The organism is Pseudomonas aeruginosa (genome assembly GCF_001457615.1).
Classification (GTDB): Bacteria; Pseudomonadota; Gammaproteobacteria; order Pseudomonadales; family Pseudomonadaceae; genus Pseudomonas; species Pseudomonas aeruginosa.
Genome location: NZ_LN831024.1, coordinates 4,399,057 through 4,423,024, shown reverse-complemented (window position 1 = coordinate 4,423,024; position 23,968 = coordinate 4,399,057). Strand labels below are relative to the sequence as shown.

Annotated in this window: 26 protein-coding genes and 1 pseudogene; 17 read left to right on the top strand and 10 right to left on the bottom strand. The window is 66.5% G+C overall.

What is annotated here, in order from left to right:
- Nucleotides 1–13: 13 nt before the first annotated feature.
- The 8 genes from AT700_RS20245 to AT700_RS30315 all read left to right on the top strand — a co-directional run bounded on the left by AT700_RS20245 (nucleotide 14) and on the right by AT700_RS30315 (nucleotide 7,197).
- Complete coding sequence (locus AT700_RS20245; protein ID WP_023097915.1) at nucleotides 14–421, top strand: PaaI family thioesterase; 408 nt, start codon at nucleotides 14–16, stop codon at nucleotides 419–421.
- A gap of 140 nt (nucleotides 422–561) precedes the next feature.
- The gene (locus AT700_RS20240) at nucleotides 562–1,626 is read left to right on the top strand and encodes an acyl-CoA dehydrogenase family protein (RefSeq protein ID WP_023110296.1); all 1,065 of its coding nucleotides are present in this window, start codon (nucleotides 562–564) and stop codon (nucleotides 1,624–1,626) included.
- Nucleotides 1,626–2,387 carry an enoyl-CoA hydratase/isomerase family protein gene (locus AT700_RS20235; RefSeq protein WP_003086299.1) on the top strand — a complete coding sequence of 254 codons (762 nt, stop codon included), beginning with the start codon at nucleotides 1,626–1,628 and terminating at the stop codon, nucleotides 2,385–2,387. Before AT700_RS20240 ends, AT700_RS20235 begins: the two co-directional genes overlap by 1 nt.
- 1 nt (nucleotide 2,388) lies before the next feature.
- Entirely contained in the window at nucleotides 2,389–3,534 is a 1,146-nt protein-coding gene (locus tag AT700_RS20230; protein ID WP_003123195.1) for an acyl-CoA dehydrogenase family protein, read from the top strand.
- A 40-nt stretch (nucleotides 3,535–3,574) separates the two neighbouring features.
- Complete coding sequence (locus AT700_RS20225) at nucleotides 3,575–4,492, top strand: SDR family NAD(P)-dependent oxidoreductase (RefSeq protein ID WP_003123194.1); 918 nt, start codon at nucleotides 3,575–3,577, stop codon at nucleotides 4,490–4,492.
- Between the two features lie 15 nt (nucleotides 4,493–4,507).
- Nucleotides 4,508–5,494, top strand: coding sequence for an NADH:ubiquinone reductase (locus tag AT700_RS20220; protein WP_004353331.1), 987 nt, complete (start codon nucleotides 4,508–4,510; stop codon nucleotides 5,492–5,494).
- Between the two features lie 78 nt (nucleotides 5,495–5,572).
- The gene (locus tag AT700_RS20215) at nucleotides 5,573–6,823 is read left to right on the top strand and encodes an OprD family porin (protein WP_003123192.1); all 1,251 of its coding nucleotides are present in this window, start codon (nucleotides 5,573–5,575) and stop codon (nucleotides 6,821–6,823) included.
- Between the two features lie 98 nt (nucleotides 6,824–6,921).
- A complete protein-coding gene (locus tag AT700_RS30315) occupies nucleotides 6,922–7,197 on the top strand; it encodes a zinc ribbon domain-containing protein (RefSeq protein WP_010792073.1) in 276 nt (91 codons plus the stop codon).
- A 2-nt stretch (nucleotides 7,198–7,199) separates the two neighbouring features.
- On the opposite strand, the gene AT700_RS20210 is transcribed toward AT700_RS30315, so the two are convergent.
- Nucleotides 7,200–7,676 carry a GreA/GreB family elongation factor gene (locus tag AT700_RS20210; RefSeq protein ID WP_003112531.1) on the bottom strand — a complete coding sequence of 159 codons (477 nt, stop codon included), beginning with the start codon at nucleotides 7,674–7,676 and terminating at the stop codon, nucleotides 7,200–7,202.
- A 174-nt stretch (nucleotides 7,677–7,850) separates the two neighbouring features.
- Between AT700_RS20210 and AT700_RS20205 the strand changes: the two genes are divergently transcribed.
- From AT700_RS20205 to rmuC, 5 genes are all read left to right on the top strand, one after another.
- A complete protein-coding gene (locus AT700_RS20205; protein WP_003086325.1) occupies nucleotides 7,851–9,344 on the top strand; it encodes an aldehyde dehydrogenase family protein in 1,494 nt (497 codons plus the stop codon).
- A gap of 55 nt (nucleotides 9,345–9,399) precedes the next feature.
- Nucleotides 9,400–10,686 carry an NAD(P)/FAD-dependent oxidoreductase gene (locus AT700_RS20200; RefSeq protein WP_023096923.1) on the top strand — a complete coding sequence of 429 codons (1,287 nt, stop codon included), beginning with the start codon at nucleotides 9,400–9,402 and terminating at the stop codon, nucleotides 10,684–10,686.
- 72 nt (nucleotides 10,687–10,758) lie between these two features.
- Nucleotides 10,759–11,127: an antitoxin Xre/MbcA/ParS toxin-binding domain-containing protein gene (locus AT700_RS20195; protein WP_003086329.1), complete on the top strand. Its 369-nt coding sequence runs from the start codon at nucleotides 10,759–10,761 to the stop codon at nucleotides 11,125–11,127.
- Between the two features lie 134 nt (nucleotides 11,128–11,261).
- The gene (locus tag AT700_RS20190) at nucleotides 11,262–12,017 is read left to right on the top strand and encodes an RES family NAD+ phosphorylase (RefSeq protein WP_003163133.1); all 756 of its coding nucleotides are present in this window, start codon (nucleotides 11,262–11,264) and stop codon (nucleotides 12,015–12,017) included.
- Between the two features lie 768 nt (nucleotides 12,018–12,785).
- The gene (gene rmuC, locus AT700_RS20185) at nucleotides 12,786–14,147 is read left to right on the top strand and encodes a DNA recombination protein RmuC (protein ID WP_003081943.1); all 1,362 of its coding nucleotides are present in this window, start codon (nucleotides 12,786–12,788) and stop codon (nucleotides 14,145–14,147) included.
- A 154-nt stretch (nucleotides 14,148–14,301) separates the two neighbouring features.
- Here the strand turns inward: rmuC and quiP are convergent, their stop codons facing one another.
- The 4 genes from quiP to AT700_RS20165 form a co-directional block, all read right to left on the bottom strand.
- Nucleotides 14,302–16,845 (bottom strand): acyl-homoserine-lactone acylase QuiP, encoded by a 2,544-nt coding sequence (gene quiP, locus AT700_RS20180; protein ID WP_044263834.1) that lies wholly within the window; start codon nucleotides 16,843–16,845, stop codon nucleotides 14,302–14,304.
- Nucleotides 16,846–16,967: 122 nt separating this feature from the next.
- Nucleotides 16,968–17,609: a glutathione binding-like protein gene (locus tag AT700_RS20175; protein ID WP_003081964.1), complete on the bottom strand. Its 642-nt coding sequence runs from the start codon at nucleotides 17,607–17,609 to the stop codon at nucleotides 16,968–16,970.
- A 166-nt stretch (nucleotides 17,610–17,775) separates the two neighbouring features.
- Nucleotides 17,776–17,976, bottom strand: coding sequence for an SEC-C metal-binding domain-containing protein (locus tag AT700_RS20170; protein WP_003081984.1), 201 nt, complete (start codon nucleotides 17,974–17,976; stop codon nucleotides 17,776–17,778).
- Nucleotides 17,977–17,983: 7 nt separating this feature from the next.
- Nucleotides 17,984–18,478, bottom strand: a complete 495-nt coding sequence (locus AT700_RS20165) for an LEA type 2 family protein (RefSeq protein ID WP_003123186.1) — start codon at nucleotides 18,476–18,478, stop codon at nucleotides 17,984–17,986.
- A 315-nt stretch (nucleotides 18,479–18,793) separates the two neighbouring features.
- On the opposite strand from AT700_RS20165, the pseudogene AT700_RS20160 reads away from it, so the two are divergent.
- A pseudogene (locus AT700_RS20160) lies at nucleotides 18,794–19,353 on the top strand (hypothetical protein).
- Nucleotides 19,354–19,472: 119 nt separating this feature from the next.
- Here the strand turns inward: AT700_RS20160 and AT700_RS20155 are convergent.
- The 4 genes from AT700_RS20155 to AT700_RS20140 form a co-directional block, all read right to left on the bottom strand.
- A complete protein-coding gene (locus AT700_RS20155; protein WP_003081997.1) occupies nucleotides 19,473–20,093 on the bottom strand; it encodes a trimeric intracellular cation channel family protein in 621 nt (206 codons plus the stop codon).
- An 82-nt stretch (nucleotides 20,094–20,175) separates the two neighbouring features.
- Entirely contained in the window at nucleotides 20,176–20,493 is a 318-nt protein-coding gene (locus AT700_RS20150) for a hypothetical protein (RefSeq protein WP_003082000.1), read from the bottom strand.
- Nucleotides 20,493–20,966 (bottom strand): YchJ family protein, encoded by a 474-nt coding sequence (locus AT700_RS20145; protein ID WP_023129063.1) that lies wholly within the window; start codon nucleotides 20,964–20,966, stop codon nucleotides 20,493–20,495. Before AT700_RS20145 ends, AT700_RS20150 begins: the two co-directional genes overlap by 1 nt.
- Nucleotides 20,967–20,968: 2 nt before the next feature.
- Nucleotides 20,969–21,466 (bottom strand): DUF6231 family protein, encoded by a 498-nt coding sequence (locus AT700_RS20140; RefSeq protein WP_034069612.1) that lies wholly within the window; start codon nucleotides 21,464–21,466, stop codon nucleotides 20,969–20,971.
- Nucleotides 21,467–21,596: 130 nt separating this feature from the next.
- On the opposite strand from AT700_RS20140, the gene AT700_RS20135 reads away from it, so the two are divergent.
- From AT700_RS20135 to AT700_RS20125, 3 genes are all read left to right on the top strand, one after another.
- Complete coding sequence (locus AT700_RS20135) at nucleotides 21,597–22,229, top strand: OmpA family protein (protein ID WP_003082015.1); 633 nt, start codon at nucleotides 21,597–21,599, stop codon at nucleotides 22,227–22,229.
- A gap of 115 nt (nucleotides 22,230–22,344) precedes the next feature.
- Nucleotides 22,345–22,644 carry a DUF1145 domain-containing protein gene (locus AT700_RS20130; RefSeq protein WP_003082018.1) on the top strand — a complete coding sequence of 100 codons (300 nt, stop codon included), beginning with the start codon at nucleotides 22,345–22,347 and terminating at the stop codon, nucleotides 22,642–22,644.
- Entirely contained in the window at nucleotides 22,637–23,446 is an 810-nt protein-coding gene (locus AT700_RS20125; protein ID WP_003082021.1) for a hypothetical protein, read from the top strand. The genes AT700_RS20130 and AT700_RS20125 overlap by 8 nt, the downstream gene beginning before the upstream one ends.
- 38 nt (nucleotides 23,447–23,484) lie before the next feature.
- Here the strand turns inward: AT700_RS20125 and AT700_RS20120 are convergent, their stop codons facing one another.
- Complete coding sequence (locus tag AT700_RS20120) at nucleotides 23,485–23,949, bottom strand: CopD family protein (RefSeq protein ID WP_003082024.1); 465 nt, start codon at nucleotides 23,947–23,949, stop codon at nucleotides 23,485–23,487.
- Between the last annotated feature and the right edge of the window lie 19 nt (nucleotides 23,950–23,968).

Below are 23,968 nucleotides of genomic sequence, written 5' to 3'. Positions count from 1 at the left end.
GGAGTGCACATCCATGAGTTCTTTTCCACGACAGCCAGCGGCGGAGCAGCGGCCCGCCAGCTTCCAGGAGTTCATCGGCCTCGAGCGCTGGACCGATGCCGACGGGGTGGCGCGGGTGCGCCTGGGGCATCGCCCGGAACTGATGAACTACCTGCAACAGTTCCATGGCGGGGTGTTGATGTCGGTGCTGGACGCCGCCATGGCCCAGGCGATCCGTGCCTGCCTGCCGGACTGCTCGATGGTGACCATCGACATGGCTACCCACTTCATGGGTAGCGCCCGCGGCGAGCTTCGTGCGGTTGGCAGGGTGGTGCGGCGGACCCGCACGATCTGCTTCTGCACGGCGGAAATCTGCAACGAGGGCGGCGAGGTCATCGCCATGGCCTCGGGCAGCTTCAGGTACCGCGCGGCTAAGCCGTAGCGGAGTTCCGGCGGCGCGGCAGCGGAGCCATCCGTCGCGCGTCCGGACCACGGCCTGCGCGGTCGCTCCGCGCGGACAAGCCGGCGCCGCCCGTGCAGATGACGGACGGGCGGTCGGCGTATCGACAGGAGGGCGAACAGATGAGTGAGCAAGACGAGTGGGCCGGCGAGCGCGAGCAGCGTCTGCGGATGATCCGCGACAGCGCGGCTTCGCTGGTGCCGCGCGACGGCGACCTGAGCCGCGTGCGCCGCGGTCGTTTCACCGGTAGCGGGGTGGACCGCCAGGCCTGGCGCGAGGTCTGCGCCATGGGCTGGCCGGCGCTGCGCCTGGATGAAGCGTTGGGCGGCAGCGGCCTGGGCATGAGCGAATACGCGGCGTTGCTGGAGGCGCTGGGGCGCGGCCTGCTGCCCGAGCCGCTGATCGAGGCCGGGCTGGTGGCGCCGCTGCTGCCGGAAGACGAGCGCGTTGCGTTGCTGGCCGCTGAGCGGCTGGTCCTGCCGGCGGGCATCGCCTACCGCGATGGGCGGCGGCGCCCTCGTATGCAGCAAGGGCGGCTGCACGGCGAAGTCGCTCACGTACATCTGGCTGGCGCCGCCGATGCCTGGCTGGTGGCCTGCGAGCAGGGCCTGGCGCTGGTCGAGCGCGATGCCGATGGCGTGGAACTGCTCTGCGAGGCGACCCAGGATGGCGCTCACCTGGCGCGCCTGCGTTTCCGCGATGCGCCGGCACGGTGGTTGTCCGGCGAGGTAACGGAACAGGTTCTGGACGAGGCAGCGCTGGCCTGCGCGGCCTATCTGGTCGGACTGATGGATGGCGCCTTCGAGCGAACCCTGGAGTACCTCAAGGTACGTCGCCAGTTCGGCCGCGAGATCGGTAGTTTCCAGGCGCTGCAGCACCGCATGGTCGACCTGAGGATCCAGATCGAACTGTCGCGCGCCATGGTCGAGCAGGCCGCCGCCGCGATCGATGCCGGGGCGTCGGAAAGCGAGCGCCAGCGGCAGGTTTCCAGCGCACGGGTACGGGCCTCGGAAGCGGCTCTGCTGGTGACCCGCCAGGCCATCCAGTTGCACGGCGGCATCGGCTACACCGACGAGGCGGACATCGGCCTGTTCCTGCGCCGCGCCATGGTACTGCTCAATGCCCACGGCTCGCTGGCGTTCCACAAGGCGCGCTACGCCGCGCTGCTACAGCGGGAGGTGGCCTGATGAGCGGTTTGTTGCAGGAAACGCGCGGCACGGTGCGCCTGTTGCGCTTCGACAACCCGGCCCGGCGCAACGCACTGTCGCCGGCGCTGCGCATGGAATTGCTGCGGGCCCTGGAGGCGGCCGAATGCGACCCATCGATCCGCAGCGTGCTGCTGACCGGTGGCGAAGAGGTGTTCTGCGCCGGCGGCGACCTGGGCGACATGCGGGTGACCGAGTTGGCCGCCGGCAGGGCGCGAATGCAGGACAACGCGCGGCTGGTGCGGCAGATGGTGCGCATGGGCAAGCCGCTGATCGCCGCGGTCGAGGGCTGGGCGGTGGGGGCCGGGCTGTCCGTGGCGCTGGCCTGCGACAGCATCGTTTGCGGCGCCGGCGCCCGCTTCGCCGCCGGCTTCGGCAAGGTCGGGCTGCTCGCCGACCTCGGCCAGTTGCATACCTTGCCGGCGCGCATCGGTTGGGGGCGGGCACGGCAGATCCTGATGTTCGGCCAGGTGGTAGAGGCCGAGGAGGCACTGCGCATCGGCCTGGCGGACCGCCTCTGCGCCGCTGGCGGCGCCTTGGCGATGGCGCTGGAGCTGGCCGGGCGGGTGGAGCAGCAGGCGCCGTTGCCCCTGGCGATGACCAAGGCGTTGCTCGCCGAGGGCCTTGACCTATTGCTGGAGCGGGAGGGCGAGTTGCAGAGCCAGTTGTTTCTCAGCGCCGACCACGCCGAGGGCAAGGCGGCCTTTCTCGCCAAGCGTCCCCCCGTATTCAGAGGAAACTGAGATGAGCGACTACGACAGTCTCGATGACAACGCCTTTCGCCTGATGGTCCGTGAGTGGATCGCCGCCAACTATCCGCAGCGCATCCGCAATCCGCCCCGTCGCCTGGGGCGCGAGGAAACCCGCGAGTGGTACCTGCTGTTGTCGCGCCAGGGCTGGCTGTGTCCCGGCTGGCCCAGGGAGTACGGCGGCATGGGGCTGAGCGCCGGCAAGCAACTGATCATGATGGAGGAAATGGAGGAGTACGGCTGCGCGCGCCTGCCCGACAGCGGCGTGACCATGCTCGGCCCATTGTTGATCCGCTATGGCGACGAGGCGCAACGGGCGCGCTTCCTGCCGCGCATTCTCAGCGGCGAAGACATCTGGTGCCAGGGCTACAGCGAGCCCAACGCCGGCTCCGACCTGGCCAGCCTGCGCACCGAGGCGCGCCTGGAAAACGGCGAGTGGGTGATCAACGGACAGAAGACCTGGACCACCATGGGCTCGGAGGCCAACTGGATCTTCCTGCTGGTCCGCACCGAGCGCAGCGCCAAGGCGCAGCACGGCATCAGCTTCCTGCTGGTGCCGATGGACAGCCCGGGCATCGAGGTGCGGCCGATCCTCAACCTGGAGCTGCACGGCGAGTTCTGCGAAGTGTTTTTCAACGACGTGCGGGTGCCCTACGACAGCCTGGTCGGCGGAATCAACCAGGGTTGGAGCATGGCCAAGGCGCTGCTCGGTTTCGAGCGGATCTTCCTCGGTTCGCCCAAGCAGTCCACCTTCGCTCTCCAGCGCCTGGAGCGCCTGGCCCGGCACCTGGGACTGTGGCACGACCCTCTGTTCGTGCGCCGCTTCGCCGCGCTGAGCATGGACCTGGACAGCCACAAGGCGCTCTACGAGCGTTTCGCCGAACGCCTGCGGCGTGGGGAGAGCCTCGGCCCGGAGGTATCCATGCTGAAGATCTTCCAGTCCGAACTGTTCCAGCGCATCAGCGAGCTGGGCCTGGAGGTCGCCGGGGAGGATTCGGCCCTGCTGCAGCCCTTCGCCGAAGACCCCGAGTTGCATCCGGCGGGGATCTTCATCCAGTCGCGGCCGACCACCATCTACGGCGGCAGCAACGAAATCCAGCGCAACATCCTGGCCAAGAGCGTCCTCGGCCTGCCGGGCTGAGCGCAACCGAACGACATCCACGGGACGAAGAGGATTACCCATGAGCAGCAGACTCAATGAAGGCAAGGTCGCGATCGTTACCGGCGCGGGCGGCGGCATCGGCCGCGAGATCGCCCTGGCCCTGGCCGATTCCGGGGCACGGGTGGTGATCAACGATATCGGCGTATCGCTACAGGGCGAGGGCGGGTCGGCCTCGCCGGCCGAAGAGACCCTTGGCCTGATCCGCCAGCGAGGCGGCGAAGGTCTGATCAACACCGACAGCGTCGCCGACTGGGACAGCGCGCGGCGTATCGTCGAATGCGCCATGGACGGTTTCGGGCGTCTGGATATCGTGGTGAACAACGCTGGCATCCTGCGCGATGCGATCTTCCACAAGATGAGCGCCGACGACTGGCTGTCGGTGATCAATGTCCATCTCAACGGCAGCTTCTTCGTCAGCCGGGCCGCCGCCGAACGCTTCCGTACCCAGCAGGCCGGCGCCTTCGTACACATGACCAGCACTTCCGGGCTGATCGGCAACTTCGGCCAGGCCAATTATTCCGCGGCCAAGCTGGGCATCGTCGCCTTGAGCAAATCCATCGCCCTCGACATGCAGCGCTACAACGTGCGTTCGAATTGCATCGCGCCGTTCGCCTGGAGCCGGATGACCGACTCGATCCCGGCCGCAACCCCGGAGCAGAAGGCCCGCGTCGACAAGCTGCAGCGCATGACCCCCGAGAAGAACGCGCCGCTGGCCGTCTACCTGGCGTCCGACGCCGCCCGCGAGGTCACCGGCCAGGTGTTCGCCGCGCGTCACCACGAACTCTTCCTGATGAGCCAGAGCCGGCCGCTGCGCAGTGTGCATAGCGAGCACGGCTGGACCCCGCAGAGCATCGCCGAGCACGGCATGCCGGCGTTGCGCGGCAGCTTCATGGACCTGGCGCGCAGCCCGGACGTGTTCTCCTGGGACCCGATCTGACCGAGGAGGCAATCCATGGGCGTGTTCAGGACCCGTTTCACCGAGACCTTCGGCGTCGAACACCCGATCATGCAGGGCGGCATGCAGTGGGTCGGCCGTGCCGAGATGGCTGCGGCGGTGGCCAACGCCGGTGGCCTGGCGACGCTGTCGGCGTTGACCCAGCCGAGCCCGGAGGCACTGGCTGCGGAGATTGCCCGCTGCCGCGAGCTGACCGATCGGCCGTTCGGGGTCAACCTGACCTTGCTGCCGACGCAGAAGCCGGTGCCCTATGCCGAATATCGCGCAGCCATCATCGAGACGGGAATCCGCGTCGTCGAAACCGCCGGCAACGACCCCGGCGAGCACATCGCCGAATTCCGTCGACACGGCGTCAAGGTGATCCACAAGTGCACCGCCGTGCGCCATGCGCTCAAGGCCGAGCGACTGGGCGTGGACGCCGTCTCCATCGACGGCTTCGAGTGTGCCGGCCACCCGGGCGAGGACGACATCCCCGGCCTGGTGTTGCTGCCGGCCGCGGCCAACCGGCTACGCGTGCCGATCATCGCCTCCGGCGGTTTCGCCGATGGACGTGGCCTGGTCGCGGCGCTGGCGCTGGGCGCCGACGCGATCAACATGGGCACGCGCTTCCTGGCCACTCGCGAATGTCCGATACACCCTGCGGTGAAGGCGGCGATCCGTGCGGCCGACGAGCGTTCCACCGACCTGATCATGCGTTCCCTGCGCAATACCGCGCGGGTGGCGCGCAACGCGATCAGCCAGGAAGTACTGGCGATCGAGGCACGCGGCGGCGCCGGCTACGCCGATATCGCCGCGCTGGTCAGCGGCCAGCGCGGTCGCCAGGTGTACCAGCAGGGCGATACCGACCTGGGGATCTGGTCGGCCGGCATGGTCCAGGGCCTGATCGACGACGAACCGGCCTGCGCCGAGTTGCTCAGGGACATCGTCGAGCAGGCGCGCCAACTGGTGCGTCAACGCCTGGAGGGCATGCTCGCCGGGGTCTGATCCGCTCCGCCACGGCGGTCGCGGCAGGGAGTGGCCGCGGCGCCGTGTCTATCCACTGACGACGAAGAGACAACAACAATGAAAATTCTTCCCGTTCCGATGCTGGCCGCGGGGCTGGCGTTGCTGCCGTCGTTCGCCCAGGCGGAGTTTTTCGCCGACGGCAAGGCCGGCCTCGAACTGCGCAATTTCTATTTCAATCGCGACTATCGCCAGCCCGGCGCCAGCCAGTCCTATTCGGAGGAGTGGGCGCAGGGTTTCCTGTTGCGCTACGAGTCCGGCTACACCGAGGGGCTCTTCGGTCTGGGCATCGATGCGCTGGGCCTGCTGGGCGTCAGGCTGGACTCCTCGCCAGAGCGATCCGGTAGTGGTCTGTTGCCGTATTCGACGAGCGACCGGCGCGCCGCCCACGACTATTCCAGCCTGGGCCTGACCGCCAAGCTACGGGTCTCGCACAGTACGCTGAAGATCGGCAGCCTGATGCCCAGGCTGCCGGTGGTGCAGTTCAACGACACGCGCCTGCACCCGCAAACCTTCCAGGGTGGACTGCTGGAAGTGAACGAGATCGACGGGCTGGCGCTGCAGTTTGGCCAGTTGCGCCAGGTCAAGCAGCGCGACTCGACCAACGCCGAAGACCTCGGCATCACCCGCGGCAACAAGCGCAACGTACTGGCGGGCCGGCACCCCGGCAGCGACCGCTTCGACTTCGCCGGCGGTACCTACCGCTGGAGCGAGCGCCTGAGCAGCAGCTACCACTACGCCAACCTGGAGGATTTCTACCGCCAGCATTATCTCGGCGTGCAGCACCTCTTGCCGCTCACCGATGACCAGTCGCTGAAGTCCGACATCCGCTGGGCGCGTTCCACCGACGAGGGCGGCAGCCGCGTCGACAATCGCGCGCTGAATGCGCTGTTCACCTATCGCCTGGGTGGCCACGCCTTCGGCCTCGGCTACCAGCGCATGTCCGGCGACAGCGGCTTCGCCTACCTGGCCGGGACCGATCCGTATCTGGTCAACTTCGTGCAGATCGGCGATTTCGCCAACAAGGACGAGCGCTCCTGGCAGTTGCGCTACGACTACGACTTCGCCGCCATCGGCCTGCCCGGCCTGACATTCATGAGCCGCTACCTGCGTGGCGAACACATCGACCTTCTGGACGGCGGTGGGCGCGGCAAGGAATGGGAGCGGGACACCGATATCGCCTACCTGGTGCAATCGGGGCCGCTGAAGAACCTGGGGATCAAGTTGCGCAACGGCACCTTCCGCAGCGATTTCGGCAACGACATCGACGAGACCCGGCTGATCGTCAGCTACGCGTTGCCGCTGTGGTGAAGCGGACTTGAGTTTCCCGATGTTTCCGCGCCATTGACCCTGTAGTGGCTACAGCCTTTTCACTGGGAGCCGTCAGATCCAGACGAGAGGGTTGCGCCATGGGGTTCTTCGAACGGTTGTTGATGGGTGGGCGTCATCATGGGCAGGGCGGTGGTCATCACGGCGGCGGTCATCACCGCGGTCAGGGCGGCTATCCGCCGGCGCCAGTCGCGGCGGGAATGGCCTGTCGCGCCTGCCGCACCGCGAATGCGGCGACGGCACGATTCTGCCAGGGCTGCGGCGGCGCCCTGGCGCCGCTGCGCTGTATCGCCTGCAGCGCCGATCTCGCGGCGGGCGCGAAGTTCTGCGGCGCCTGCGGTGCGCCGCAGCAGTAGCCTCAGTCGACGGCGAGGATTTCCACCGCAAGGGGGGAGTCCTTCGCCCCGGTCTCGTCGCCCGGGTGCCTGCCGATCAGGCTCTGGCCCAGTGGCGAGCGAGGCGTGATGACCAACACCTCGCGACCTTCGCAATCGATCTTCAGCCCGGCCGCCTCGGGGCCGAGGAACACTGTTCGCCGGCTGCCGTCGGCGTTCAGCAGGGTGACCAGCGCGGTGAGCTGGATGCCCTGTTCCTCGTCGAAATCGCGCAGCACCAGGTTGCGGTACAGGCCCAGCGCCTGGCGGATCTCCTCGACCCGGCGCGACTGCCCGGCGGCCAGGTAGGCCGCTTCCAGGCCGAGGGTGTCGTACTTGTTCTCGGCGACGTTCTCTTCGTGGGTTGCCGTCTCATGGGCGGTCTGCGCGGCGCGGACGGCGACTTCCAGGTCCGCGGCGAGCTTTTCCGTGATCAGGCGCAACAGCTTTTTCTTGTCCATGTCGGGTAGGCGGGGGCTGGCCGGCGAAGGCGTGCATGGTACGGGAAACACGGCGGATCGCGACAGCTCGGAGCCAGTATGAAAACTCGGAATGACGTGGCGAATAAAGGTCGTTTGTTGCTACCGGGCAAACCGACTAAAACGAGCGGAAACGAACAGCCAGGAGAACCTCACATGATCGACGGATTGCTGCGCAGTCTCGGCCTCGACCCCAATGCCTTTCGCGATGGCGAGCTTGCCGTGCATACCCCCATCGACGGCAGTCGCCTGGCTGCGGTGCGACTGGAGGGGCGCGCCGCCGTTGCCGCCAAGGTCGAGCGCGCCGAACAGGCGTTCCGCGCCTGGCGCCAGGTGCCGGCGCCGCGCCGTGGTGAACTGGTGCGGCTGTTCGGCGAGGAATTGCGTCGGCACAAGGCCGAACTCGGCGAACTGGTGTCCTGGGAGGCGGGCAAGATCACCCAGGAAGGCCTCGGCGAAGTCCAGGAAATGATCGATATCTGCGACTTCGCGGTGGGCCTCTCGCGCCAGTTGTACGGTCTTACCATCGCATCCGAGCGTCCCGGCCACCACATGCGCGAGACCTGGCACCCGCTGGGCGTGGTAGGCGTGATCAGCGCGTTCAACTTCCCAGTCGCGGTGTGGTCGTGGAATACCGCGCTGGCGCTGGTCTGCGGTAATTCCGTGGTCTGGAAGCCTTCGGAGAAGACCCCCCTCACCGCACTGGCCTGCCAGGCACTGTTCGAGCGTGCCGCGCGGGCCTTCGGCGGCGATGCGCCGGCGCACCTGAGCCAATTGCTGATCGGCGACCGCGAGGCCGGCGAAGCGCTGGTGGACGACCGTCGCGTCGCCCTGGTCAGCGCCACCGGCAGCACTCGCATGGGGCGCGAAGTGGCGCCGCGGGTGGCGGCGCGTTTCGCTCGCTGCATCCTCGAACTGGGCGGCAACAACGCGATGATCCTGGCGCCAAGCGCAGACCTCGACCTGGCGGTGCGCGGCATCCTGTTCGGCGCGGTGGGCACCGCCGGGCAGCGCTGCACCACCTTGCGCCGGTTGATTGCCCATGAGTCGGTGAAGGACGAGATAGTCGAGCGCCTCAAGGCAGCCTATTCCAGGGTCCGTATCGGTCATCCGCTGGAGGGCAACCTGGTCGGGCCGCTGATCGACGAACGCAGCTACCTGGCCATGCAGGACGCCCTGGCGCGAGCCCGCGAGCAGGGGGGGCGGGTGTTCGGCGGCGAGCGGCAATTGCAGGAGCGCTATCCGGATGCCTACTACGTGTCGCCGGCCATCGTCGAGATGCCGGGACAGACCGAAGTGGTGCGCACGGAGACCTTCGCACCGATCCTGTACGTGGTCGGCTACCGCGATTTCGACGAGGCCCTGCGCCTGAACAACGAGGTTCCCCAGGGACTGTCGTCGTGCATCTTCACCACCGACCTGCGCGAGGCGGAACTGTTCCAGGGCGCGGCGGGCAGTGACTGCGGGATCGCCAACGTCAACATCGGCACCAGCGGGGCGGAAATCGGCGGGGCGTTCGGCGGCGAGAAAGAGACCGGCGGCGGCCGCGAGTCCGGCTCGGACGCCTGGAAGGCCTACATGCGACGGCAGACCAACACCGTCAACTATTCCCGCGAGCTGCCGCTGGCACAGGGCATCACCTTCGATTGAACGGGGCGCGGCGGGCTCCCGCCGCATGGCAATGAGGCTGGCAGCGGAGTCGCGCATGGGCGGTTTGCAGCAACGGTGTCTGTGGGAAGTGGTTACGCCTCGCCTGTCCGGAGCGGCGAGCCTGAACGGCGAGCAGCGCGCCGATGTATGTGTGATCGGCGCCGGTTTCACCGGGCTTTCGGCGGCGCTCCACCTGCTGGAGGCCGGCCGTTCGGTGTGCGTGCTGGAAGCGTACGAGGTCGGCCACGGCGGGTCGGGACGTAATGTCGGATTGATCAACGCCGGCACCTGGATTCCCCCGGACGAGGTGGTCGCCACCCTCGGCGCCGAGCAGGGAGAAAAGCTCAACGCCGTGCTGGGGCGGGCGCCGGCGCTGGTGATGGAGACCATCGAACGCCTCGGCATCGATTGCCAGTTGCGCCGCGAGGGCACCCTGCACATGTCGCACAACGCCAGCGGCGTGGCCGATCTGCAACGCCGTCACGCGCAGTGGACGCGCCGCGGCGCTCCGCTGGAGTTGCTGACCGGCGCGGCTTGCCACGAGGCCTGCGGCACCCGGCGAATCAGCGCGGCGTTGCTCGACCGACGCGCCGGCACTCTCAATCCCATGGCCTATTCGCGCGGACTGGCCACCGCCGTCGTACAGCGGGGCGGCCAACTGTACCAGCGCTCGCCGGTGCTCGCCCTGGAGCGGCAGGGCGCGCTGTGGGCGGTGCGCAGTAGCGCGGGGGCGGTACTGGCGGAACAGGTGGTGATCGCCTCCAACGCCTATACCGAGGGCGAGTGGACCAACCTGAGGCGGCACTTCTTTCCCGGCTACTACTACCAGGTGGCTTCGGCGCCGCTGCACGGCGCCGCGGCCGAGCGCATCCTGCCTCACGGCCAGGGTTCCTGGGACACCAGGACGGTGCTCAGCAGCATCCGTCGCGATGCCCAGGGCCGCCTGTTACTGGGAAGCCTCGGCAATGGCGCGAACAAGCCCGCCTGGTTCCTGCGGCAATGGGCCGATCGAATCCAGAGCCATTACTTTCCCGACCTGGGCCAGGTCAACTGGGAGTACAGCTGGACGGGTTGCATCGCCTTCACCCCCGATCATCTGATGCGCCTGTTCGAGCCTGCGCAAGGCTTGCTGGCGGTGACCGGCTACAACGGACGCGGCGTGACCACCGGTACGGTAGTGGGCAAGGCGTTCGCCGACTACCTGCTGAGCGGCGAGCGAGCGACATTGCCGTTGCCGTTCAGTGACATGAAGCCCGTCCCCGCGGCCAGGCTGCGCAGTTGCGCCTACGAGATGGGTTTTTCTCTCTATCACGCCGGTCAATGCTTGCGCGTGGTTCTCTAGGTTCGACCGAATCAAGGTGTGTTTTCAGCAAAATGATGATAGTTTGTTGTAAACACACATGAGGAGGTCGTCATGAGCGCTCTCATCAAGGAACGTCCCAGCGCCGATGCCGTCCTGGCCAAGGCCGTCCTGGCCGCGCGCGAGCAATTGGGGCTGACGCAGCTCGAACTGGCCGGCATCGTCGGCGTCGATCGCAGCGCCATCAGCCGCTGGAAGACCCAGGGCCTGCGGGTGGACAGCAAGACCGGCGAGCTGGCTCTGCTGCTGGTGCGGGTCTATCGCGCACTGTATGCCCTGTTCGGCGGGCAGCAGGAGGACATGCGCCACTTCCTGCGCACTCCCAACCATCACCTGGCGGGCGAGCCGCTGGCACTGATGGGACAGGTGCAGGGCCTGGTTCATGTGCTGGAATACCTCGATGCGATCCGCGGCAAGGTCTGATGCCCGGCGCGCCTGTACGGGGGCCTACGCCTGTCACGGAAAAGGCTGGCAGCCAGAGGCGACACGCCTGGCTGAATGGAGACTGCGGTGCCGCTACGCTGGCATCCGACACCACAGGAAGCGAGGGGCGGAAGGTGAGCGAGATCTGGCGACAGTGCAAGGGTGAGCGGCATATCCGACCGCTCCAGGGGCGCCTGGTGCGGTTGGTGGAGAGCCAGGAGCAGGTGGCGACCCTGCAATTGGTCGACACCCTGGAAGAACAGGCGTTGCTCGAGGAACTGCTCGAGTCGAGCAAGCCGCCGGTGCCGGCGGATGCCGAGCCATTGCATTACCTGTTGAAGACCCCGTTCCGTTATCCGCCCTTGCGCTGGGGGTCGCGGTTTGGCCGTCGCCACGAGCCAAGCCTGTTCTACGCCGCGTTGAAGCTGGAAACGGCCATGGCCGAAAGCGCGTATTACCGTTGCGTCCTGTGGAGTGGCATGGCGGTGCCGCCACCGAGCGGGAGGATTCTGTCCGAGCACGCTTCGTTCGAGGCGGGCTGGAAGGTGGAGCGGGGAATCCGTCTGCAGGCGCCGCCTTTCTCCGATCACGAGGCTGCGCTGACCGACATCGCCGACTACCGCGCTCCCCAGGAACTGGGAAGTGCCATGCGCAGCGCCGGGGTGCAGGCATTCGAATACCGTTCGGCGCGTTGCCCGGAGCGCGGCTGCAATGTCGCCCTGTTCACGCCCGCGGCCTTCACCGAAAAGCGTCCTCGCAACCTGACGCCCTGGCTGTGCGAAACCACGGCCGGTTACGTGGCCTTCAAGCCGGCGCATGTGCCGGGGTCGCCGAAAATCTTCTCCTGGGAGCTGTTCCTGGTGGACGGAAAGTTGCCGCATCCGGCGTGAGTGGAGGGGGGCACGGTTGCCAGCGATCCGGGGGCGCCGTCTGAAGGCCGCCACCTGCCGGTTGGGCAGGGCTGGCCTGCATGCGCCGAGGGAAAGAGTGGCTGAGGATTTCGAACGGCATTGCCCTGCAATGGGGCGGCAAGAGGCTTCGGCGAAAATTTGTGCACAAATGGAAAGCAGCTTGTCAAGGGTTGAGAGCGTTAGGCTCTAAACGCTTGATTTTTCATGTTTGAAACGTAACTTATTGAAAAATAACGATAAAAATAGTTGGTGAAAAAATCGTCAATCTGTCCCATAGCCCCACTCCATCGGGGGTTCGGCAGTTTTTTAGGGGCTTTTCCACTGGGTTATCCACAGGATCTGTGGATTTCCCAAGCACTTGCTCGACAGCACATCGCACGCTCCAAGGCAAGCCCTGTAGCCGCGACAAAAATGCCGTGGAAGCAGAAATGTCCCGGCGGCGAAGGGCGCAGGGCGATGGCTTCCGTTATGGAAGTATCTGAAGTGTCCTGCGCATGGGGTACGCACAGCTCGGAAGCGGAGTGCTCGTTCGGCGCGGCGCTATTCGCTCGACGGTCTTTTCCCAAGAACCTAGAATCCGCTGCACGCGCGCCTGCCAGGCGGGTGTTGCGTCGTTTTCCGCTGGAGTGCCCCATGCCCGTCGATCTACCGAACCTGTTGCTTGGCCTGCTGGCTGCCGCGATTCCCCTGGCCGGCCTGGCATGGCAGCTACAGAGAAGGGCCAGCCTGGCGGAGCGCGAGATGGCGTTGCTCGGCGAGCGACTGGCGACCGCGCAACTGGCCCAGGACGGGCTGAATGCGCAGTTGGAGACCAGTAGGGAGGCTTACCAGCAACTCGGCGAGCGCCATGCCAGGCTCTCCGGCGAGGTCGCCGCGCTGCGTCGGGAAGCCGAGTTGATGGGGGAGGAGCGGCAACGGGCGTCCCAGGCGGAGGCACGTTGGGCCAGCGAGCGCCAGGGCCGGGAAGAGGAAGTGCGTCGCCTGGCTTCCGAACGGGCTGCGCTGGCTGCGGAACTTCGCGAGCAGCAGGAAAGCCACCAGCAGCGCCTGACCGACCTGCAGTCGGCCCGCGACGAGTTGCGGGCACAGTTCGCCGAACTGGCGGGAAAGATCTTCGACGAGCGTGAACAGCGTTTCGCCGAGACCAGCCAGCAGCGCCTGGGGCAGATGCTCGATCCACTGAAGGAGCGCATCCAGGCGTTCGAGAAGCGGGTGGAGGAAAGCTACCAGCAGGAAGCGCGCGAGCGTTTCTCCCTGAGCAAGGAACTGGAGCGTCTGCAGCAGCTCAACCTGCGCCTGGGCGAGGAAGCGACCAACCTGACCCGCGCGCTCAAGGGCCAGAAGACCCAGGGCAACTGGGGCGAACTGGTGCTGGAGCGGGTGCTCGAGCATGCAGGCCTGGAAAAAGGCCGGGAATACGAGACCCAGGTCAGCCTGAAGGGTGCCGAGGGCGAACGCTTCCAGCCGGACGTGCTGATCCGCCTGCCCGGCGACAAGCAGGTGGTGGTGGATGCCAAGGTCAGTCTCACGGCCTACCAGCAGTACATCGCCGCTGACGACGATCTGCTGCGCCAGCAGGCGCTGAAGCAGCACGTAACGTCGTTGCGCAACCATGTGAAAGGCCTCTCCGGCAAGGACTATCGACGCCTGGAAGGATTGCACAGCCTCGACTTCGTCCTGCTGTTCATGCCGATCGAGGCGGCTTTCTCGACGGCCCTGCAGGCCGAGCCGAACCTGTTCCAGGACGCCTTCGCGCAGAATATCGTGATCGTCAGCCCGACCACCCTGCTGGCCACCCTGCGGGTAATCGACAGCCTCTGGCGCCAGGAGCGGCAGAACCAGAATGCGCGGGAAATCGCCGAACGTGCCGGTTCGCTGTATGACAAGTTCGTGCTCTTCGTTCAGGACCTCGATGAGGTCGGTTCGCGCCTGCAGCAACTGGACAAGGCCTATGCCGCGGCGCGCAACAAGCTCACCGAGGGACGTGGCAACCTGATCAGTCGCAGCGAGCAACTCAAGCTGCTCGGTGCCCGCGCCAGCAAGAGCCTGCCGACGGACTGGCTGGACCGGGCGCTGGTGGCGCCCGTGGAAGAGGCCGGAGAGGAGTGAGATCGGTTCGATCCCGTGCCCGGGCTTTCGAGAAAACGGAGGCTTTCCGGGAGGGGGATAAAAGAAGGGCGTCCGGAAGGACGCCCTGAAGATGATCATGGAGTAAGTCGGCTGTTCAGAGCCACGGCGCGGAGGAAAGTTCCGCGCGGTCCGTTCAGCGAGCGGGAGTGAGCGTCAGCCGCTTGTTGCCGTAAACGCGCTCGAGGTTCTGTGGCTGGAACGGGAAGCTGACGTAGCGCCCCTTGAGCCAGGCGTCGATACCGTCGGCGTAGTGCGGGCTGGCCGGATTGCCGGATTGGCCGCTGCTGTTCACGCCGATCATCGGTTCGCTCTGGCCGAAGTCGACGATCAGCCGCATCGCCGGGATCAGCCAAGTGTCGAAGTCCTGGCCCCAGCCGTAGGCCGATACGTCCAGCGTGGTGTGGTCGCCGCCGGCCGGATAGGGCCCGCGATCGAGATAGCCCTTGATCGCGCCGAGTCCGGCGCGCTCGCCGGCGCCCAGGTAGGGGGCCATTTTCGAGCTGTCGCTCTGCCATTCGTAGGTGTGCAGCTTGCCCCATTGCCAGGCCTTGCGCTCGCTCCCCAGTCGCTGTTCGCAGAACTCCACGGCGGCGGCGAGGCTGCGCGCGAGGATTGCCGGCTTGTCCTCCTTCTGCGGAGTGCGGGTATCGTCCCAGAACGGACTGTCGTCGCGCCCGAGCAGGTGGTCGGCTTGCGCCGAGTAGGAGAGGTTGGCGGTCTCGACGAAGGCTTTCCAGGCAGGGCCGTCCTCCGGTCCTAGCTCGTCGAGGAATATCTGCCTGGCGCTCTCGTGGAGGAAGGCGCCGTACAGCGCGGCGTCGCTGGAGCTGGCTGTCAGCTTGCCGTCGAATGCCATAAGCCGGTCGTAGGCCTCCCGCGCCCGGCTGCGTTGCGCCTCCGGCAAGGCGTCGATGGCCTGGCGCAGCGGCAGCGACATGCCGGGATTGTCGAACATGGCTTGCAGCTTGGCGACGAACAGCGAGGTCTGGTCGTACTGCATGCGGATCATGCTCTGGGTGTCGTGGCTCTTGCTGGCACCGGCGAGCTGGGCGATGCGCTCGGCGCGCTCCGGGTAGTACCAGGAGTTGGACAACTGGGCGCCGTAGCCGGGCTGCACGGTGCGGTGGTTGGCGGTACCCAGCCAGCCCTGCTGCGGGTCCTGGTCGGACGGGTGGAGGATCGGGTCGGCATAGCCATCCCAGTCGTAGCGGCCGTCCCAGCCAGGGGAGGGCAGCAGGCCACGACCTTCCTTGCGGTTCGGATAGCGTCCGGTGACCTGCCAGCCGATGTGCTTTTCGTCGGCGAACACGATGTTCAGCGGCATCGCGCGAATCTCGCGGGTGGCGTCGAAGGCCTGCTCGATGGTCTTCGCCCGCGACAGGTCGAAGAAGCCGTCCAGGGTCTTGTCGGCTTCCTGCTGGATGCTCCGGTAGGCCAGTCCGTAGCCGCTCTTCAGCGGCAGCGGCTGGAGGATGTTCTTGCGCTCGCCCAGGGCGCTGTTGAGCAGCGGGCCATGGCGGGTTTCGTGGATGACCTCGCGGATCGGCCGCTGGCCCTTGATGAAGAAGGTTTCCTGGCGTTCGCGGGTTGGCTGCCACTTGCCGTCGGCCAGGTAATAGAGCCGGTTGCCCTGGCGTCGCAACTGTTCCAGGTAGAGATCCTGATTGTCGCCCAGGACCATGGTCATGCCCCAGGCCAGCTTGCCGTTGAAGCCCGCCACCACGCCCGGCAGACCGGCAATGGAAACGCCCGCGGCCTGGTACTTGGGCGAGCGGATCTGCACGTAGTTCCACACCGACGGCATGCTCAGCGGCAGGTGGGTGTCGTTGGCCATCAGGCTCTTGCCGCTGCGGCTGCGTTGCGGCGCGATAGCCCAGTTGTTCGAGGCGGCGACCCCGAGCATGCTCAGCGCTGCGACCTGCCGCGCCGCGCCCTCGACGCCCGCGAGGCCGGGAACCTGCCCGTCCAGGCGCAGGCCCTTGAGCTTTTCCGCCTCGTCGAACGGCAGGTTTTCGTCGGGATAGGTCGGCGTCAGCCAGGCCAGCTTGTCGCTGCCGACCTTCTGCGCGAGCGTCAGCGAGGCGATTTCTTCCTGCAGGTTCACCGCCAGGCCGAAGTTGAGCAGGGCGAAGACCAGCGCCGAGTCCTCGGGCTTCCAGTATTCCGGACGGTAGCCGGACTGGGCCAGGTCCATCGGCAGCTTGTCGCGATAGCGATACAGGTAGGCGTTGACCCCGCGCGCGTAGACCTCGAAGAAGCGTTGCAGGCGCGGCGAGGCGTTCCTGTACTGGATCTCCGCAGCCTGGCGCAGGTTCACGGTACGCATGAAACGGTCGATCTCCAGCGCGCCGGGGCCGACCATCTCGGCCAGCCGTCCCTGGGCCAGCAGGCGCAGGCTGACCATCTGGCTCAGGCGGTCGGAGGCGTGTACGTAGCCCAGGGCGAACAGCGCGTCATGGAAGGTGCCGGTTTCGATCAGTGGCATGCCCAGCGCGTTGCGCCGGATCGATACGTTTTGCGCCAGGCCCTTGATCGGTTGTACGCCGGAGGTCGGCGGCAGGCTGTCGGCGTAGCGATCGTCGAGCCAGGACTGGCAACCGGCCAGGCCCAGGAGGGTGCCGAAGGCCGCGGCGGCGCCGCAACGGGGAAGAAAACGCATGAAGGCTGGCGAGGCCATGGGGTGGGGGCTCCTGCGGGAGTGGTCGCGTCGAGAGGCGCTACGTTAGTGAGGAGCGCAGGGCTGCGCAAGCTCCGCCTGCGATCGTCCGCGAGGACGTCCGCAGGCCGGCTCGGGACCCGCTACTGCGGCGGATTGATGCGCTCCACCAAAGCATAGGCGCGTTGCGTCGCCGGACGCTGGCGAATGCTCTCGAACCAGCGCTGCAGGTGTGGGAAGTCGGCGAGATCCTGCTCCTGCCACTGATGTGGGACGATCCACGGATAGATGGCCATGTCGGCGATGCTGTAGTCGTCGCCGGCGACGAAGGCGCGGTCCGCCAGGCGCTGGTCGAGAACGCCGTACAGGCGCGCGGTTTCCTTGACGTAACGGTCGATAGCGTAGGGAATCTTCTCCGGGGCGAAGCGGTTGAAATGGTGGTTCTGCCCGGCCATCGGCCCCAGCCCGCCCATCTGCCAGAACAGCCACTGCAGGGTTTCCTGGCGCGCGCGCAGGTCCTTGGCGAGGAACCGTCCGGTCTTTTCCGCGAGATAGAGCAGGATGGCGCCGGACTCGAACAGCGACAGGGGAGCGCCGCCGTCGGCTGGTTGGCGATCGACGATGGCGGGAATCTTGTTGTTCGGCGACACCTTCAGGAAATCCGCCTGGAACTGGTCGCCCTGGCTGATATTGATCGGATGGATGGCGTAGGGCAGGCCGGTTTCTTCCAGGAAAAGAGTAATCTTGTGGCCGTTCGGGGTGGTCCAGTAGTACAGGTCGATCATCGGTGCGTCTCCGGCTCGTCGATGGGCTACGAACGGAAGACTCTACGCCAGGAACCTAGGTTCGATGCAAACCGCTGTCGCGCATGACGCCCCGGCGAGGCTGGTGGCGCGCCAACGAAAAGGCCCGCTGCTCAGCGGGCCTTCGGATGCCGGCGCGTGCGAAGGGTCAGGCGCCGTGGCACTTCTTGAATTTCTTCTCGCTGCCGCAGGGGCAGGGATCGTTGCGGCCTACGGCCTTGAGCGGATTGCGCACCGGCTCGTGGCTGTGGTTGCAGTGCGGACCATGGACATGACCATGGCCATGATCGTGATGATGATCGTGGTCGTGGTTGCAGTTCGGGCCGTGTACGTGGGGTTCCTGACTCATGGTGGACCTATTCTGGGATGAAATCGCCGGGAATTATCTCGCCATTTCGTCTCAGGTGCACGCTGCGGCCGAACATCAGTCCGGTCTTCACTTCGCCTTGCAGGCGGTAGCGGATCGGCTCCTCGGGACGCTCGAGGAGCTTGACGATGTATTTCATGTGGCGCCAGAGATTGGTTCGCACCGGCACGTCGAATACCTCGTGGCCGTGGGCGGGAACCGTGAACCACTGGCCGGACTCGCCTTCTGCGAGCTGGATGTCGTTCAGTTGCACGGCGTACTGCAGGCCGCGTACCGGCAGGCTGAAATCGTTGGGGTTGTCGATGCGGAAGCGCATCACGAACTCCTGTTCCAGCAAGCGTGCCTTGACCACTTCCACCTTCAGCAGCTTGACGTCGGGGTCTTCGAAGCTGCCGGTCATCCAGCTGCAGCCCGAGAGATTGGAGAGAACTCCCCACGCCATTATTAGGCTGATAATTCTTATCATTTGCGCCTGGTAATTCATGCTATTCCCCCCGAGACGCCCCAGTTTAACAAGCAGTGATTGTGCTGCAACTTATTGTTGTATAGAGGAAAGATGTTTCAGGTACAGGCCTGTGTCCATATGTTTCCCGTAGCGCAGTCGGGGGGAGCATGGAGAAGCGCGTACGCCCGTGCAAGTCTTCCCGTCGGCTGGCGTGACCGGCTCGGCTAACCTGAACGGACCCGCCGGCCGATTTGCCGGACCCAGTCACTCCACGCGTGGCTGTCGATGGGTACAATCGCTCGACGAAACGCCAGGGCCGCCATGCCGAGCTGCCCTTCACTCGGAGAGATGCCAATGAGCCGCTTTGAAATCGCCTTTTCCGGCCAGTTGGTCGCCGGCGCCCGTCCCGAGGTGGTCAAGGCCAACCTGGCCAAGCTGTTCCAGGCCGACGCGCAGCGTATCGAACTGCTGTTCTCCGGCCGCCGGGTGGTGATCAAGAACAACCTCGATGCCGCCTCCGCGGAAAAATACCGCAGCGTGCTGGAGCGAGCGGGAGCGATCGCCGTGGTCGCCGAGATGGAGGTCGAGGAGGTGGTCATGGCGCCGCCGCCTGCGCAGACGACTCCCGTGGAGGCCCGCAGACCCGCGCCGCTACTGGTACCAGCGCGCCCGCCGGACGCTTGCAGGTAGCGCCGCGGGACGGCTACATGGCGGCGTTCGCCGAGGTCGATGCGCCGGATTTCGGCCTGGCTCCGGTAGGCGCCGACCTACAGGACGCCAAGGCCGAAGCCGAGGCGCCGAAACTCGACCTGAGCCGCTTCAGCGTCGCCCCGGTCGGTAGCGACATGGGCCAGGCACGCTCCGAGCCAGCGGCTCCGGCTCCGGACACCAGCCACCTGCGCCTGCAGGACTGAGGCGGGCAGCGGCCTGCGACAAGCCAGGGCGTGGGGCGGATAACCGCGTCGCGAGGCCGTGGCATCGGGGACAGGCGAGGGGTTGGAGGAACGCGTCGGCCAGGGGGCAGGCGCTTGCTTCAGTGGTCGAAATCGTCCTGGTAGACGAACTTGGGCATTTCCCAGTGGAAGCGGATGGCCAGCAGGCGGAACAGGAAGCCGCTGAACAGGGTGATCAGCATCGCCTGCTCGGAAGGCAGTTCCAGCTCCACGCAGATCAGGTAGCACCAGGCGCTGGCGAAGGACACGCTGGCATAGAGTTCGCGGCGGAATATCAAGGGTACGTCGTTGCACAGGATGTCGCGGAGAATGCCGCCGAACACCCCGGTGATCACCCCGCTGATCGCCGCGATCAGCAGGCTGTGGCCCATTTCCAGGCTGACCTGGCAGCCGATCAGGGTGAAGGCCACCAGGCCAACCGCGTCGAGTACCAGGAACAGCGAGCGCAGGTGGCGCATCAGCGGCGCGATGAACACTGTCACCAGCGCGGCGACTGCGGTCAGCGCCAGGTATTCCGGGTGACGGACCCAGGTCAGCGGGTAATGGCCCAGCAGCATGTCGCGTACCGAGCCGCCGCCCAGGGCGGTGACGCAGGCGATCAGCACCACGCCGAACAGGTCCATGCTGCGCCGGCCGGCCGACAGCGCACCGGTCATGGCTTCGGCGGTGATGGCGATGATGTAGAGCACGGTCAGCAGCATGGGGATGGGGCCCGGATGAAAAGGCTGCGCATTCTACCCGAGCGCTCGTCAACGCCCAAACCGCGCAGCCTGGCGCAGCATCTCAGGCGTGCATGCGCAACCAGAAGCGTTCCTGGCAGGCGTTGACGAAGTGCTTGTAGCGTGGGCTGATTTCCTGCCCGGCGGAATCCAGCACTTCGTAGCCGATCCAGCATTCCTCGCAGGCCCCGCTGCTCGGCAGGAGGTCGCGCTCGCAGTGCTGGCGCAGGCGCACGCCGTTGTCGAAACGGTAGAGCGCTTCGCAGCTGTGGATCTCGACGCCGTCCTCGCAGCGCTGTTGCTCTTCGACCTGCGCATCGCTTATCGAGACCGGCGAGGGCAGGGCATGGATGGCGCGGATATAGCTGGCGAGCGAATGCATCAGGTGATCCACGGACCGCAGCATTTCTTCAGCTTGCCGCCGGCGCCGCAGGGGCAGGGATCGTTGCGGCCGAGTTTCAGGGCCACGGTCGGATCGAGGAAGTACCAGCGACCGTTGCGCTGGACGAAGCCGGAACATTCGCGATGGGCATGTTCCCCGTCGGCGTCGTGCCAGCGCGCGACGAAGGTGACTCGCGCATGCTCCGGCTGGCCGCCGAGCACCTCGTGGTTTTCCACCTCCAGACCGAGCCAGGTGCTGCCGTGGCTCCAGGCGCGGATGCCGTCGAGATCGAGGCCGGCCTGTTGCGCCGGCAGCGTGGTGTCGCGCAGGTAGTCCACCAGTCCGAGAGCATAGGCGCTGTAGCGCGAGCGCATCAGGGCTTCCGCGGTGGGCGCGGGATGTCCCTGGTGATAGCGGCCGCAGCAATCGTCGAGCGGGTCGCCGCTGCCGCAGGGGCAGGTGGGTTGGGTCATGGTTACCACCAGTACTTGCCGAAGTTTTCCGGGTTGGCCCAGAACTTGGCGTTCAGCCAATCGGGGACCTGCTTGTACTCGTACAGGTCGTAGGTGTACAGGGTCAGCGTCTGGCCTTCGCGCTGGAAGCGTTCGCTGTTCTGCATGGCGAGGGCGAAGAAGTCGGTTTCCTGCCAGTCGCTGGCCTCGAGGTCGACCAGTACGGCGACCCGGCTGGCGTTCAGGTTGCGCACGCCCGCGAGCAACTGCAGACTGGTGCGCTGCGGCAGGTGTTCCAGGCAATCGACGAACAGCGCCAGGTCGAAGCGCTGGCCGGCCAGTTCGGCGGGCAATGCCGCCGCCGGGCTGTGCGCCAGTTGGCACTGGGGATGGTTGTGGATGAAGGCCTCCACCGCCGGCAGCCGGCTGGCGCCGACCAGCAGCAAGCGCTTCGGCGCGTAGCGGGCGAGCAACGCGGCCAGGGCCTGCTGCGGGGTGCGGGGAGAAATCGGTTCGCTCATGGGAAAACACTCTCCTGGGATTCGCCAAGACTAGCCTGAAGCGCCTGCATGGCCTAGTGCTGGCGCTTTTTTCGGCTGGGGTCTTTACTCCCTATTTGTCGGTTACAACCGATCCACGAGGAGAGTTCCAATGAGCATCACGAGGACCGCTTTACCCCTGATTCTGGTCAGCGGCTTGCTGACCGGTTGCGCAGGGTTGCAGAAAAGCGACTGGCCGACCTGTGCGGCGGTCGGTGGTGTTACCGGCGCCGGCCTGGGCGCGATCGAAAGCAGCAGCTGGGCCGGCTGGGGCGCCCTGATCGGCGGTGGCGTCGGTGCCGCCTATTGCTGGGTGCACGGTGCCGGCGAACAGGTCGCGCCGCCGCCTCCGCAGCCGGTCGAGGAAGTCGCGCCGCCGCCTCCCGTCGTCAAGGAAGAAACCATTGTCGTGCGCGACCTGCACTTCGCCTTCGATTCGTCGAAGGTGGACGCCGCCGACAGCGAGAAGCTCAACGGCATCGCCGAACGCCTGAAAGGCGAGGCGGCCAGTACGCGCCTGAGTATCACCGGGCATACCGACAGCGTCGGTTCCGATGCCTACAACCAGAAGCTGTCGGAACGGCGCGCGAATGCCGTTGCGAACTATCTGATTGATGCCGGGGTGCCTTCGAGCATCATCGTCGGCGTGCAGGGATTGGGCGAAAGCCAGCCGGTCGCCGACAACAAGACTCGCGAAGGGCGGGCCGAGAATCGCCGGGTGGAAATCCTCATCAAGCGCGAATGACGCAGGCGGCGCGGAGCAGAACGGGGGCGTCGAAGCCCCCGTTTTCGTTCATGGCTGGCGCCGCGGCGGGCTGGCGAGTATGTTCCCCCGCACACGATGTCTTGGGGGGAGTTCCATGAAAGCGTTTCTCGGGCTGGGCAAGCTCGTGACCCTGGTGTTCTGGGGCGCGGTGCTGGTCAATCTGCTGCATCCGTTCGCCTATCCGCTGAACTGGCTGTTGTCGATAGCCGGCGGCCTGATCCTGTTGATCCACCTGATCGAGATTCTCGTCCTCGGAGGACGCCTGAAAGCGCGCGCGCATCCCTGGCTGGATCGTCTCCAGGTCTTGCTGTTCGGGGTCTTCCACATGCTTGCGTTGCCGGCGTTGAGCCCGGCCAGCGAGTTACCGCAGGACAAGGAGGACGATCATGCGTAAGGCCATGCTCGGATTGTTCCTGGTCGTTCCCCTGGCCTGGGCTGGCGCCGCGTTTTCGGCCGAGGCGCCGCCGGCACGCCAGCAGGGTATCGGCGGAACCGTGAAGGTGCAGGCGAACTCGGTGATGCGCCTGCCCAAGCGGGCCCAGGAGCTGCGCCTGCGCAGAGTGGAGATCGGCGAGGATGCCGCCCTGCTGATTCCGCTGGAGGTCAGCGTCCTGCGCATCGAGGAACTGCACATGGCGAAGAACGCCCGGATCGGCGTGGCGCCAGGCGAGGAGCGAATCAGCATCGAAGTCGTCAGCGGCCGCCTGGCCGATGGCAGCATCATTTCCGCGCCCGGCGCGACCGGCACCTTCCGGCAAAGCGCCGGTAACGGCCGCGACCTGACCTTGCGCCTGCAGGCGGTGGAGGTGGAAAGCCTGCTGCTGGACGCCCGCGGTGGCGTCGGCGCTCCAGGCTACGATGGCCTGGACGGGGCTTCCGGCAAGGCCTCCGGCTGCCTCTGGGGCAGCGCGCTGAAAGGTGGCGACGGCCAATCCGGAAGCGACGGCGGTCCGGGCGGGGCGGGCGGTCGGATTCGTCTGGAAGTGCCGGGCGATTTTCCTCTGGAGCGCTTGCAAACCCGTCTGCAAGGCGGCGTCGGCGGCGCTGGAGGCAAGGCCGGCAAACCGGGTGCGGCGGATAACGCCACCGGTTGCTGGATCTACTCGGTGGATGCCGGTCGTGCGGGGCGCAGCGGAGAGGACGGCGCGAACGGCACCAACGGCAGCGACGGCAGCCTGGACGTCGTGCGCTTCTGAGGAGAGGCCGGCAGCACGGCTTCCGGCGCATCGCCGGTTCAGAGGCTCGGGCGTGCCGCTACCAGGGCTATCAGCAACAGGCCGAGGAGCAGGTTGAAGCCGACGGTGCGGCGGATCTTCCCCAGCGCCTGCCCGCCTGCCGGCCAGTCCTGGGCCTGCACCGCGCGGCGCAGTTCCGGCACTTGCAGCGCCTGCACCCGCAGGAACAGTGCCAGCATGGCGACGTAGAGCCCCATCATTACCTGTACGTAGCGCGGCGCGCCGGCGAAACCGTTGAAGCTCAGGTGCAGCATGCCGACGCCGCTGATCGGCAGCAGGATCACCGCAGCCCAGACCCAATGGAAGAAACGGCGGAACACCTCCAGCCACAGGCCCAGGCGGGCTGGGGCCTCCAGCGCGGCGACGGCCGCCGGACGAAGAATCGTCCAGGCGAAGAACATGCCTCCGACCCAGACCAGGGCGGCCAGGACATGCAGGGCGTAGACGAGGGCGTAGGGGGTCATTCGGCGATCTCCGCTGGCG

Coding starts and splice junctions, on each gene's coding strand:
- AT700_RS20245 (WP_023097915.1), top strand. CDS start 14: ATGAGTTCTTTTCCACGACAGCCAGCGGCGGAGCAGCGGCCCGCCAGC.
- AT700_RS20240 (WP_023110296.1), top strand. CDS start 562: ATGAGTGAGCAAGACGAGTGGGCCGGCGAGCGCGAGCAGCGTCTGCGG.
- AT700_RS20235 (WP_003086299.1), top strand. CDS start 1,626: ATGAGCGGTTTGTTGCAGGAAACGCGCGGCACGGTGCGCCTGTTGCGC.
- AT700_RS20230 (WP_003123195.1), top strand. CDS start 2,389: ATGAGCGACTACGACAGTCTCGATGACAACGCCTTTCGCCTGATGGTC.
- AT700_RS20225 (WP_003123194.1), top strand. CDS start 3,575: ATGAGCAGCAGACTCAATGAAGGCAAGGTCGCGATCGTTACCGGCGCG.
- AT700_RS20220 (WP_004353331.1), top strand. CDS start 4,508: ATGGGCGTGTTCAGGACCCGTTTCACCGAGACCTTCGGCGTCGAACAC.
- AT700_RS20215 (WP_003123192.1), top strand. CDS start 5,573: ATGAAAATTCTTCCCGTTCCGATGCTGGCCGCGGGGCTGGCGTTGCTG.
- AT700_RS30315 (WP_010792073.1), top strand. CDS start 6,922: ATGGGGTTCTTCGAACGGTTGTTGATGGGTGGGCGTCATCATGGGCAG.
- AT700_RS20210 (WP_003112531.1), bottom strand. CDS start 7,676: ATGGACAAGAAAAAGCTGTTGCGCCTGATCACGGAAAAGCTCGCCGCG.
- AT700_RS20205 (WP_003086325.1), top strand. CDS start 7,851: ATGATCGACGGATTGCTGCGCAGTCTCGGCCTCGACCCCAATGCCTTT.
- AT700_RS20200 (WP_023096923.1), top strand. CDS start 9,400: ATGGGCGGTTTGCAGCAACGGTGTCTGTGGGAAGTGGTTACGCCTCGC.
- AT700_RS20195 (WP_003086329.1), top strand. CDS start 10,759: ATGAGCGCTCTCATCAAGGAACGTCCCAGCGCCGATGCCGTCCTGGCC.
- quiP (WP_044263834.1), bottom strand. CDS start 16,845: ATGGCCTCGCCAGCCTTCATGCGTTTTCTTCCCCGTTGCGGCGCCGCC.
- AT700_RS20175 (WP_003081964.1), bottom strand. CDS start 17,609: ATGATCGACCTGTACTACTGGACCACCCCGAACGGCCACAAGATTACT.
- AT700_RS20170 (WP_003081984.1), bottom strand. CDS start 17,976: ATGAGTCAGGAACCCCACGTACACGGCCCGAACTGCAACCACGACCAC.
- AT700_RS20165 (WP_003123186.1), bottom strand. CDS start 18,478: ATGAATTACCAGGCGCAAATGATAAGAATTATCAGCCTAATAATGGCG.
- AT700_RS20155 (WP_003081997.1), bottom strand. CDS start 20,093: ATGCTGCTGACCGTGCTCTACATCATCGCCATCACCGCCGAAGCCATG.
- AT700_RS20150 (WP_003082000.1), bottom strand. CDS start 20,493: ATGCATTCGCTCGCCAGCTATATCCGCGCCATCCATGCCCTGCCCTCG.
- AT700_RS20145 (WP_023129063.1), bottom strand. CDS start 20,966: ATGACCCAACCCACCTGCCCCTGCGGCAGCGGCGACCCGCTCGACGAT.
- AT700_RS20140 (WP_034069612.1), bottom strand. CDS start 21,466: ATGAGCGAACCGATTTCTCCCCGCACCCCGCAGCAGGCCCTGGCCGCG.
- AT700_RS20135 (WP_003082015.1), top strand. CDS start 21,597: ATGAGCATCACGAGGACCGCTTTACCCCTGATTCTGGTCAGCGGCTTG.
- AT700_RS20130 (WP_003082018.1), top strand. CDS start 22,345: ATGAAAGCGTTTCTCGGGCTGGGCAAGCTCGTGACCCTGGTGTTCTGG.
- AT700_RS20125 (WP_003082021.1), top strand. CDS start 22,637: ATGCGTAAGGCCATGCTCGGATTGTTCCTGGTCGTTCCCCTGGCCTGG.
- AT700_RS20120 (WP_003082024.1), bottom strand. CDS start 23,949: ATGACCCCCTACGCCCTCGTCTACGCCCTGCATGTCCTGGCCGCCCTG.